This window comes from Petrotoga sp. 9PWA.NaAc.5.4 (assembly GCF_002895485.1).
In the GTDB taxonomy this organism is placed as follows: Bacteria; Thermotogota; Thermotogae; order Petrotogales; family Petrotogaceae; genus AZRK01.
On sequence record NZ_AZRK01000015.1, the window covers coordinates 98,874 to 111,177 of the forward strand.

The 12,304-nt window shown below is 31.5% G+C and carries 9 protein-coding genes; 3 read left to right on the forward strand and 6 right to left on the reverse strand.

Translation table 11 applies throughout. The features are described 5' to 3' along the window. Window position 1: 1 nt before the first annotated feature. The 3 genes from X924_RS06075 to hpf all read left to right on the forward strand — a co-directional run bounded on the left by X924_RS06075 (window position 2) and on the right by hpf (window position 5,072). Window positions 2-1,993: an alpha-amylase family glycosyl hydrolase gene (locus tag X924_RS06075; protein WP_121958044.1), complete on the forward strand. Its 1,992-nt coding sequence runs from the start codon at window positions 2-4 to the stop codon at window positions 1,991-1,993. Window positions 1,994-2,024: 31 nt separating this feature from the next. Next, the gene (gene priA, locus X924_RS06080; protein WP_121958045.1) at window positions 2,025-4,328 is read left to right on the forward strand and encodes a primosomal protein N'; all 2,304 of its coding nucleotides are present in this window, start codon (window positions 2,025-2,027) and stop codon (window positions 4,326-4,328) included. A gap of 144 nt (window positions 4,329-4,472) precedes the next feature. Beyond that, entirely contained in the window at window positions 4,473-5,072 is a 600-nt protein-coding gene (hpf, locus tag X924_RS06085) for a ribosome hibernation-promoting factor, HPF/YfiA family (protein WP_121958046.1), read from the forward strand. A gap of 95 nt (window positions 5,073-5,167) precedes the next feature. On the opposite strand, the gene X924_RS06090 is transcribed toward hpf, so the two are convergent. From X924_RS06090 to X924_RS06115, 6 genes are all read right to left on the reverse strand, one after another. After that, the gene (locus tag X924_RS06090) at window positions 5,168-7,162 is read right to left on the reverse strand and encodes a peptidylprolyl isomerase (RefSeq protein ID WP_121958047.1); all 1,995 of its coding nucleotides are present in this window, start codon (window positions 7,160-7,162) and stop codon (window positions 5,168-5,170) included. 179 nt (window positions 7,163-7,341) lie between these two features. Beyond that, window positions 7,342-8,322 carry a thiamine pyrophosphate-dependent enzyme gene (locus X924_RS06095; protein WP_369826027.1) on the reverse strand — a complete coding sequence of 327 codons (981 nt, stop codon included), beginning with the start codon at window positions 8,320-8,322 and terminating at the stop codon, window positions 7,342-7,344. 13 nt (window positions 8,323-8,335) lie between these two features. Next, entirely contained in the window at window positions 8,336-9,505 is a 1,170-nt protein-coding gene (porA, locus tag X924_RS06100; protein WP_121958049.1) for a pyruvate ferredoxin oxidoreductase, read from the reverse strand. A gap of 273 nt (window positions 9,506-9,778) precedes the next feature. Then, window positions 9,779-10,075: a 4Fe-4S binding protein gene (locus X924_RS06105; RefSeq protein ID WP_121958050.1), complete on the reverse strand. Its 297-nt coding sequence runs from the start codon at window positions 10,073-10,075 to the stop codon at window positions 9,779-9,781. Further along, on the reverse strand, window positions 10,068-10,643 hold the full coding sequence (locus tag X924_RS06110) for a 2-oxoacid:acceptor oxidoreductase family protein (protein ID WP_121958051.1): 576 nt from the start codon (window positions 10,641-10,643) through the stop codon (window positions 10,068-10,070). Before X924_RS06110 ends, X924_RS06105 begins: the two co-directional genes overlap by 8 nt. Before the next feature lie 69 nt (window positions 10,644-10,712). Then, window positions 10,713-12,302 (reverse strand): glycoside hydrolase family 57 protein, encoded by a 1,590-nt coding sequence (locus X924_RS06115; protein WP_121958091.1) that lies wholly within the window; start codon window positions 12,300-12,302, stop codon window positions 10,713-10,715. Between the last annotated feature and the right edge of the window lie 2 nt (window positions 12,303-12,304).

Consider the following 12,304-nt stretch of genomic DNA (forward strand, 5'->3'; position numbering starts at 1 on the left):
CATGAAAAAAATATTTTTTGTTTTTTTAATCATGATTCCTTTCATACTGTCTTTTAGTGTAAACTCTTCATTTTTGTATTCAAAAGATGCTACTTCGGTGTATTTAATAGGTAGTTTCAACAACTTTGAACCCATTGAAATGCAAAAAAGTTTTACAGGGCTTTGGAGATACAATGTTGATTTAGAGCCAGGAGAGTATCTGTATAAGTTCATAGTCGATGGTGAAAAGATCATAGATTACTCAAATACCAATATCGCTGTATACAATGGTGAAATCTTTAACGTTAGAGTTGTGAAAGATCCTTTTGCTTTTCCACAACTTGGAGATGGCAAAGTTAAAGAGGTTAATTTTAAAAACGAACGCAAATATATAAACCCAGTAAAACCCGGTGAAATATATCTTTCTATAGAATTTGAAAAAAATGATGTTCAAGATGTTAACCTACAAGCTAATGCCACCTCAATTGAAAAGGATGTAATAGAAATAGATAATAAAATTCTATACAGATTCCATGTATTTACCGAAGCAAACGTCTTAAAATATAGATTTGCGATAGAAGATGGAAAAGAAATAATATACGGTTATAACGAAACAGAAAATTTCTTTGAATTTGACTTTTCTCATCCTATAGTTCCTTATTTTGATATACCCGAATGGGCAAAAGGCAGAATATATTATCAAATATTTCCAGATAGGTTTAGAAACGGTGATCCATACAACGATCCCAAAAACACATACAGTTGGTATGGTCCTCACAATAGAAATTCTTTGTCTTTTGGATTTTATGGTGGAGACCTGCAAGGTATTATTGATTCCATTGATTATTTGAATTACTTAGGAGTTGAAGCAATATATCTCAATCCTATTTTTGAAGCTCCAAGTACTCATAAATACGACACAAAAGACTATTTAAAAATAGATCCTTCATTTGGTGATGAAGAAGTATTTAAAGATATGTTGGATATTCTTCATGAATATGATATAAAAGTTATTTTAGATGGAGTGTTTAACCATACAGGGACAGAATTTTTTGCTATGGCAGAAAACTTTGAGAAACAAGAAAAATCCAGATATTTGGATTGGTATTATATCAACACATTTCCTATTCAAAAGTCCGTTGAAAGTTATAAAGGTTGGCATGGTTATGCAGATTTACCTATTTTAAACAACAATAATCCTAAAGTGAGAGCTTATATAAATCAAGTAATAGGAAAATGGATGAGCTTTGGTATAGATGGTTGGAGACTCGATGCTGTTGACCAATTACCAGTGGATTATTGGTCAGCTTTATATGAAAACTTCAAAAACATTGACCAAGAAACATTCATCGTTGGAGAATTTTGGAGAGACGCAACTTCGTATTTTGAAGATCCAAGTTTCGATTCAGTTATGAACTATATCTTTAGAGATGCCGTTGTATCATATGTAAAAGGCGGTAGTGCCACTAATTTTGTCAACACAACTAATGCCTATATAAACAAATATCCTCCACAAGTACTCCATGGACTATGGAATATTTTGGGTTCACACGATACCGAAAGAATTTTAACTACATTGGGTGAGGATACCGATAGAATGAAGTTAGCAGCTGTTCTTCAAATGACCTTTATCGGTTCTCCCATTATATATTATGGTGACGAGATAGGTATGACAGGATTAACGGATCCCTTCTGTCGAATTCCATTTTATTGGGATGAAAGTAAATGGAATATGGAAATTTTCGAGTTGTATGTTGATTTAATCCAACTAAGAAAAGAAAGCAATGCTCTAAGAATAGGGGATTATAAGGTATTGTATGCTGACGGTTCTGTTTTAATTTATCAAAGAAGTTATCAAGAAGAAAAAATTATCGTTGCCATAAATTCAAAAAATTCTTATGTAAATATTGATTATAACTTAGATGGTAATTATTATGATCTTTTCTCCCAAAATACAATAAACACAATTACTGATTTACCAGCCAAAGGATTTTGTATATTGAAAGCACTCTAAAGAACATTTGCACCAAGTTTGGAGGCAAAGTATGTATTTTTTTTACGACATTGTTCCTATAGGGCAAAGAATTTATAAACCATATACGTATAAATATTATAAAAGTCTTGAAATAGGACAAAGAGTAGTCATAGACCTTAGAGGAAAATTTGTACCTGGAATGGTATATAGACAAGCAGAATCAACTTTTCAAGATAATATTAAAATAAAAGATATTGAATTTCCTTTAGATGAAAGAAGTTTTTTAAATGAATATCATATAAAACTTTTAGAAAAAGTTTGCTCGTATTTTATAGCACCTATTGGAGAGATAGCAAAACTTTTGTTTCCTCCTTCATCTTCAGATGTTTATAAACTTAGGATAATTCCAAAAAATCCTTTGGCTCCTTATCAAAAGCCTGTTTTCTACAAAGAATTTTTAAAACGTTACCTCAATTCTGCTACAGCAAACAAAGAATTGAGAAACCTTTTAGATTCCAACTTGGTAACCTTAGAAGTGTATAGAAAAAATACACGAGAGTTAAAAGATAATTTTGTTGTTTTGAATATGGATTTAAAAGATATTTGGAAGTACAATTTATCTAAAACGGCAAGAGAAGTGGTGAACTTTCTTTCAATAAATGGAAGCGTCCTTGAAAGTGAGTTGTACAATAAAGGGGTTTTAAAAAAAGGTTCTACAGTTTTGACTACTTTAGTTAAAAAAGGTATAATAAATATAACAGAAAAGATAGAGCCAAAAGAAAATAGTATCGAAGTTTCGCTTTCCGATGAACAGTTAAACTCTGCAAATTTTATTAAAAATAATAAGGATAAACCCCATTTGTTGTACGGCATCACTGGAAGCGGGAAGACAGAGGTCTTTTTTGAAGTTTCCCGTGAGATTTTGGAAAATGGCGGAAAAGTTCTCTTATTAGTTCCTGAAATTTCTTTGACTTCGGAATTAATGAATAGGTTAAAAAAAAGATTTTCTAATTATAAAGCGTTGTTTTACCACTCAAGTTTAACAAGCTCTGAAAGAGTAAATACCTGGTATTCAGCTGTTAACGGGGATGTTGATATCATAATAGGTACAAGAAGCGCAATATGGTTACCTATAAAAGATTTAAAAATGATAATAATCGATGAAGAGCATGATCAATCTTATTATCAAATTGAAAATGTAACTTATGATGCCGTAGAAACCGCTATTTTCAGAAAAGAAATTGAAAATCTCCAATTAATACTTTCATCGGCTACACCAAGAGTTCTAGATCTATATAAAGTAAAAAATAATTCAATGTATTTAGAGACGATAAAATCTCGGTATTTTAGTGAAATGCCTGAAGTGGAAATTGTGGATATGAAGAAAGAAGAAAAGTATAACTGGATATTCAGCAAAAAAGTCATTGAAAGTATAAAAGAAGTGTTAAAAAAAGATAGAAAAGCCATAATATTTACTCCGACAAGAGGGTATGCTAATTATATAATTTGCAGTGATTGTGGATATATATTTAAATGTAAAAATTGTGATGTTTCATTGACCTTTCATAAAAAAGATAGAAAATTGACATGTCACTATTGCGGTAAAGAAAGTTCAATACCAAATTTTTGTCCAAAATGCGGTGGATTTAAACTGCAAAGTAGAGGCTATGGCACAGAGCGAGTGATAGCGGAACTTGGAAAATTGTTCCCTTCCGATCCACTTGTTAGAGTAGATAGAACGGTTATAAAAACGTTTAACGATTTAAACAAAACTTTCAATTTTATGAAAGAGCCCGGAAAGAAGATAATTGTTGGGACGAGGATGATAACAAAAGGTTTGGATATTCAGGATTTGGATTTAGTTATAATTCTTGATGCAGATAGGTATTCTAATTTGCCAGATTATAATTCAGAAGAAAGTACTGCTTCTTTGATAATGCAAGTTGCGGGAAGATCTGGTAGAAAAGAAAAAGGTAAAGTATTGATTCAAACCTTTGAACCTGACAATGAAGTCTACAAAGCGGTTCAGTCACATGATTACAATTTAATAGCGGAAAAAGAACTTGAACAAAGAAAATTTTTTAAATATCCCCCTTTTATTGATTTATACTTAATTATAGTTAGTGATTCAAAAATAGAGAAGGTTCAGAGCATTTCTGAAGAAATAGTAAAAGAGATTGAAACCCAAGTAGATAATAAAAACCTTGAAATATTAGGTCCTGTGACACCCGTAATTTCAAAGTTAAGAGGTAATTATAGATATCAAATTATAATAAAAAGTTATCAAGAACATTTAGATTTTTTGCCTAAAGTTGTAGAAAAATACGACAAATTTATAAAATTATATGTCAATCCTCCAACAACAATTATATAAATTTGCTATTTTACTTATTTTAAAAGTGATAATTTTATAAAAATACTTTGTAAATTTACCATGTGTTAAATGTGACACTGTTTAAAAATATTCAAGCTTAGAATCCCTAAGAAAGTAAAATTTACACTCATGGAGGTGGTAACGATGGAATACAAAGTTTTTACAAAATCCGTAGATTTAACAGATGCTTTAAAAAACTATCTTGAAAAAAGGATGACGAAACCTGATCATCTTCTTAAAAGGCACCGTGATTTGGTTTCAGCTGCAGACGTGAGGATCACAAAAGAAAGAGGAATTTATAAAGTTGAAATAACAACACACGTCAAAGGTTTAAATAAGATTATAAAAGTTGAAGAAAGAAACAATGATTTATACCAAGCTATTGATGAAGCTACCGATTCTTTAGAAAGAAGAATTAGAAAGATAAAAAATCGAGTTCAAGAATCTTATAAGAGTGAAAATATTTCTGTTACAAAGGTTCCTGTTGAGAATATGGAAAAGAAAATTCTTGAAAATTCAATTTATGAAGAAGTTACAGATGTTGAAGAAGAAAAGTTATCGGCTCCAAAAATCGTTAGAACTAAAAATTATGATTTGACAATAATGAATGTTGAGGAAGCTATGCTTCAAATGCAGTTGTTGGGACATTCTTTCTTTGTTTTTAGAAATTCTGAAAACAATGCAGTATGTGTTCTATACGAGAGAAAAGACGGAGATTTAGGGTTGATAGAATTTAACGAATAAGAAACGCTGAATTGGTTCAATAGAATTAATAGGACTTACATAAAAAATTGGGGAAATATTTCCCCAATTTTTTATATTATCTTTTGTTATTAAAATTATTCTGCTGTTAAATCTGTAGATTGAGAAGTACTTGTTACGGCGTTAGAAATTTGTTCGTCTATAATTTTTTGAGTCTCTTCAATTAACTGATCAATATTACTATAGTAATTAGGAGCTAATTCTTTTATGGTTTCCAAATAATAGAGTTTAATTTCATTTAATCCTAATAACTCACTCAAATCCAACCCGATTTCTAAAGCTTCTAATTTTGTATCCGTATCGGCTTGCGCAGAATCTACAACAATTTGTACGTTAATCAAAATTTCATTAATAGGCTGTTGAAAATACGCAAATAAAATCTGAGGCCCAAAATACATATAATATTGCTTCAATTGATTAAGTTGTAACTTTGAGTAACTTACTATTACTTTAGGATCTTGAGGATTTATCTGATAATATAATTGTACGACTGTGTTAGACGATGGATACTGTGCAAATAAATCTGCTAAAACTTTTGTGAGTTTATTAGTATACTCATTAACTTTATCTTGTAAATCTGTTCTCAACGTACTAGCTTCTTCCGTACTATTAACTCCTAACTTTTGAGCGCTTGTTAAATTGTTAAGATATTCTCTAAAATTTTCATATTTTGTTAATTCTTCTTCTATGTTGTTTATACTCGTTTCTTCTTGTAAAATAGTCGTCAATTCATCTATTTTTTGGTTAACTTCTTCTAAAGTTAAAGAAGATAAATTAGCATCTAAATTTTGTTCAGAAATGATATAACTACTCAATACCCTCAATTGTTCATCGTAAGTCCCTAATAATTGAGTAACAACCAACGTATAAATAGCAAGATAATCCGACTCAGCTTCAAGAGAAATTCCATCACCGTCAAACACAATATTTTCAAGTTCTTTTGCTAATTCTTCCAGTTTTTCTCTATCTTCTCCTACAATTGACAATTCATGAATATACATGAGTTTTAGGTCATAATAATTTCTTCCAAAATCTTCTTGTTGCTTGTACTCAACTAACCAAGAACTAAACTTTTGTTCTTCCAAAATACTTTCTATTTCAGCATAAACATCATCGTATAAAAACACATCTTCGGGATTTGAAAAAACCTTTTTGTCTAATACTCTTATTAGATGATAACCTTCAAAAGTTTCAACTGGTCCCACTATTTCTCCCACATTTGCATTAAATACGGCTTCTTCAAAAGTACTTTCATATTCTCCACGTTTTATCCATCCGATTTCTCCAGAATTAGTAGCATTTACAGTATCTTCGGAATACAACGACGCAGCTTCCTCAAAACTTATTTGATTAGATAAAATCTCTTCTTTTAAGTTGCTTGCCGTAGCTTCATCGAAAATAAGTATATGCTGTATTCTAACTTGTTCATAATTATTTTTTATACTGTCAAAATTTTCTTGTATATAATTAAGCCCCTCTTGTCTGGAAACAGAAGCCACGCTTTCTTTAACTTTTCGGTTAATTAAGTCATTTTCTATAGTAGCTTGTAAAGAAGTAACCAAAATGTTTCTTATATTTTGCTCACTTCCATAATACTGTACCATACTATTCCAACTAATTGGATCAGATTTATACTGTTGAATATATAGATTAACTTGCTTATTTAACTCTTCTTCAATCATTTTAGAATCAGGTAAAAGATTTTTACTTTCTGCATAGTATCTAACAACTTTTTCATCGTAAAGCAGATCTGTTACTAAGTTCTTTAAGATTAAATAATCAAAAACAGGGTCTAATTTTTGTCCATAATACTGTTGATAAATTTGAGCTTGCTGTTGAGTAATATTCTCTACTTCGTTTTGCATAATCCAATAAGGATAATTTAATTCTACATTTGCTTTAGTTATTACTAAAACAGAATCTTCTTTTCTCAAGGAATTACTCCGAACATCTGATACCGGATTTCTTGACGTAAGATAGGTAGCAACTGACCACCAAACAATTCCCGCTAAAAATCCTGCCACAACTAATATTGTAATAACTTTTTCGTGTTTTTTAAACCAATTATTCATTATGCTACTGCCTCCTGAACATTTATAATTTTAGTTTCTTTTAAATTTTTAAAACTTAAATTTATGCGATGTTTTAAAATATACCTATGTATTTTATCACAAACAATATTATTTTTTAATTAAAATATATAAAAAAATAAAAAAGGGGATGATAAAAACATCCCCTCATTAAAAATAATTCAAATTTTTTTCCTAATAGGTTTATCCTTAGATATTTCTTCCAAAGCTAATAATCTATCCCATTTTGCATCCACATAATGTTGTAATTCCTCTAAGATTTCATTTGCATCAGATCTTTTCATTAATTTACTGTACCTACCTAATTTTAATACATACTCTTTAACTGGTTTGAAGGTTTTAGGTTTTTTTGTAACTTTGTAAATTCCCATGTTATATTCCCACAAAGGCCAGTATTTTGTTTCTACAGCTAATTTTGTAACTTCAACTCCATAATCGTCAGGAATTCTCCAAAATCTTACACATGGGGCTAATATTGAAATAAAAGCTGGACCTGGAAATTCCAAAGCTGCCTGCATTTTTCTCATAAAATCCCATGGTTCAGAAGTTACTGCTGTTGCAGCATATACTCCCTCATGACCTGCTATAATGTCAACTATACTCTTTTTTAATTGTAATTTACCAGGTAATACTTTTCCCACAGGTTCTGTAGTAGAATCAGCTCCAGGAGGGGTGGATCCAGATCTTTGGTTACCCGTATTCATGTAACCTTCGTTATCGTATAGAATATATACAAAATCATGTCCTCTTTCTATAGCTCCTGACAAAGCTTGTAGCCCTATGTCATACGTTCCCCCATCTCCTCCAATTGCTATAAACTTAATCTTATCGTTATTTATCTTTTTTCTATTCATTAAAGACCTATAAGCTGCTTCAGCTCCCGAAATCGTAGCCGCTACATTCTCAAATGCATTATGAATGTAAGGTACATTCCAGGCAGTGTATGGATAAATTGTTGAAGAAACTTCTAAACAACCCGTGGCAAGTCCTACTACAGGATGGTATCCTAAACTCTTTGCAGTTAAAGTAGCCCAATTTGCAACCATTGGTGCATTACAGCCAGGACACAATCTGTGACCTTGGGTAAATGCCCAATCATTATTTTCAACGTATCCTACCAAATCTCTAATGCTTGGCACAATAATTCACCTCCAATTATTCTCTCAATCCTAAATATCTTTGTTCGTCAGCTATTAAATTCCCTTTCAAAGCATCTTCAAAGGCTTGCCTTAACATTTCAGGAGTAACGTCTCTTCCCCCTAAACCATAAATATAAGATCCTAAAGAAGGTTTAGAAGCTATTTCATATAAAGAAGATTTAATTAATGAATATAAAGGTGCTTCTTTTCCAAAAGACATCGCTCTATCTAAAACCACAACAGATTTTCTTCCATTTAATACTTGTTGAATTTCTTTTTTTGGGAAAGGAGTAAAAACCTGAGGTTTAACAAGTCCTACTTTTTTACCTTCTTCCCTCAATTCATCTACAACATATTTTGCAGTAGATGCAGTAGAGTTTAAAACAATCATTATATGTTCCGCATCTTCTGTTTTATATAAATCAAGAAAATCATATTTTCTACCAGATATTTTTGCAAACTCTTCAAAAACTCCCGGAAGTTCTTTATATGCATTTTTCATGGCTTCTTCCTGTTGCCTGTGATGTTCAAAATAATAATCAAAAAGATCCAATGGTCCATAAGTAACAGGATGCTCTACATCTAACAAAGAATATTTGGGTTTCCATGTTCCAACAAATTCTCTTACCACTTCATCATCAAGCATTTCAAAACTTTCCACTCCATGAGAAGTAATAAAACCATCTAAATTAACCATAACGGGCAAAAGTACATTTTCTTTTTCAGCAATTTTTGTAGCCATTATTGTAAAGTCATAAGCTTCTTGATGATTTTCTGTAAAAAATTGAATCCATCCCGAGTCTCTAACTAACATCGCATCTGAATGGTCACAATGTATGTTTATTGGTCCAGAAAGAGCTCTATTCGCTACTGGCATTACTATTGGAAGTCTGTATGAAGCCGCAATATATACTATTTCTGCCATTAAAGCTAAACCGTTGGCTGCAGTTGCTGTCATTGTTCTTGCTCCAGCAGCTGCGGCACCAATTAACGCACTCATAGCAGAATGCTCTGATTCAACTGGTACCAAAACTGTGTCAACAATCCCATCAGAAACAAAACTTGCAAAATATTCGACTATTGGAGTCTGAGGAGTTATAGGATATGCCGCCACAACATCAGGATTGATTTGCCTCATAGCATGGGCAACAGCAGCGGCTCCTGTAACTGTTAATTTCACTGGCATTTATTTTAACCTCCCTTATTTTTTCATTCTTACTGTCTTTAAAAATTTTAAAACCTAAGTTTTATTAATATTTTTGATCAACTATCATTTTTAATGTATTCGGTATATTGTACTGAAAAAGGAGAAAGGGCTCCGCCCTGGACCCGCTTTAAATTCAAAATCTTGTTTTCGAAAAGTTTCATTTCTAAAGTTCCTATTTTTTATTCTCACTGTCTTTAAAAATTCCAAAACTGAGCTATTCAGTACTTTACCGATTTTTATTTTTATATAAAATTAAATAAACTCTGATTCTGGTTTCATTTCAATCGCACTAACAGGACACACAGCTGCACAAACCCCGCAACCTTTACAGTAATCCATATTGAATTCGCCTAATTTCATTCTTTTTCCATCTAAGCTACCACTAATGGCCATATCCGGGCAATATAGCCAACATTGCATACAATTAGTACATTTTTCTCTATCTATAACTGGCCTTTGAATTCTCCACTCACCAGTTTTATAACGTCTCGCTGTTGCTGGTTTGTCTATTACTCCACCGATAGGTATATCTTTCCAACCATTATTCACTAAATTTCACCTCCTGATATCCTCTTTCCAAAGCTCTAATATTTGCTCTTACAATCTCTTCTGAAAATTTTTTAGAAAACGCTGCTCTAATCTTTTCCTTTACTGCATCTAAAGAAACTATATTAGTAGCCCTGATAAGCGCTCCTATCATAACAGTATTTGGAATTCCTTTCCCAATTTCTTCTAAAGCTATCTCTGTTGCTGAAATAATGCCTATTTTACCTTTAAAGTTGGATAGTTTTCTTACTTCTTCTATGCTTCTGGTTGTATTAACCAATAATAGTTTATCTTCTGAAAGACCATCGGTAACTTCCGGATTTTTCAATAGTGTATCATCTATAACACATACTACATCTGGCTTTTCAACATTACTTTTTACTCTTATTGGTACATCTGCAACTCGATTAAATGCTTTCATGGGAGCACCTGATCTTTCAGCTCCATATTCTGGAAATGAACTTGAATATTTTCCCGCTTCTTCAGCTGCTTCTGTTAAAAACTGGGAAGCGCTTTTTGCTCCTTGGCCTGCTCTTGCATGCCATCTGATTTCGAAATATTTTTCTGGCAATTTACTTGTCCTCCTTCCACCTAACTATATATTTTTATATTTACCGAAAAGTTTTTTACTTGAGATATTCTATGAAAATATGGAATAATCTATATCTTTAAAAATATCGTCAACCCATTCATAATATGATAGTTTTTTTTCGTCTATTTTCTTTTCTTGAAGCATATTATCTAATTCTAAAAATCTAACCACACAATCTTTGATCCTTTTATTTGCATATTCTACAGTAGTTCCTGTTGATATTATAAATGGCCAATCACTAGATTGTGCTAACAAAACTTCTCTTGCCATCTGATTAAGAATTCTCTTTTCTAACTCTGAAGGATTTCTATAAACTTTTGCTTTTTCTATCATTATTTCAGTTATTTCATGAATATGTTTATATATCCAATCATTAGAACCATTTAACCATACTTCATGATAACCATTTGCTCCCCACGAAGACTCACTCGGAGTAACTATTTGAACCTTTTCAATGCTTTCTATAACTTCTGAAGGAGTAGAAAAAGATACAGTCTCATTTTTTGCAGCCTGCCTAAAAATATGTTCTAAAAAACGGGGACCTTCATACCACCAATGTCCAAATAGCTCAGCATCGAAGGGAGCCACTATAATAGGCTCTAAATCATCAAAAATTTTTGATAACTTTTCTATTTGAGAAACTTTTTTAAAAATAAAATCTCTCGAATGTTCTTTTACAGCTTTTTCAGCTTCTTTCAAATCATAGAAATCTTTTTTATCTAAAGGAAATGTTTTATCTGTTATTCTATAATATTTTATTCCCGTATTACACCTTATTCCACTTTTATCTATATATGGTTTAATGTAATCCTCTTCTCTATCAAATCCTATATCTCTATAAAACTCTCTATATCTGGAATCTCCGGGATATCCCACGGTAGCGCTCCACACCTGTTCACTTGATTCTGGGTCTCTTGCAAACACATATACTCCATTAGGAGTAATTATAGGTCTATAAACCCCATATCGAGGGGGAGTTTGTGCATACAAAAACGCGTGAGAATCTACAAAAAAATAATTAATTCCTTCATCTGCTAAATACTTATCTAATCCTTCAAAATAAGCGCATTCCGCTAACCACATACCCTTAAGATCTTTATTAAAATATTTTTTATAAGTCAAAGTACCTAATCTTATCTGCGCATTTATTGCCTGTGCAAAATTTCTATAAAATGGTAGATATGCATGAGTAGCATTAGATGTTATCACTTCTATGTAACCTTTATCTTGAAATTCTTTAAAAGCTTTCAATATATCTTGACCATATTGCTCAACATATATTTCTCTATCTTCGATAAATTCATTTCTATAGTGTTTAGCAACTTCATTTTTTTTGATATTTTCATTTTTGGTTCTTTCAACTTCTTTCTGTGATAATTCTATCAATTTCAAAAGATGTTTGTGATATTTTTCTCTTAAATCCTGAGAATTAAGCATTTCCATAAGTGGTGGTGAAAAACTGATAGTTAATTTAAAAGGAATTTTATCTTTTTCAAGAGTCTTAAATACCTTTATCAAAGGTAAATATGTTTCTGTAATTGCTTCAAAAAGCCATCTTTCTTCCATAAAAGTTTCGAAGTCTGGATGATGGACATAAGGTAAGTGCGCATGTAATACAAGCAAAAGTTGCCCTTTTATTC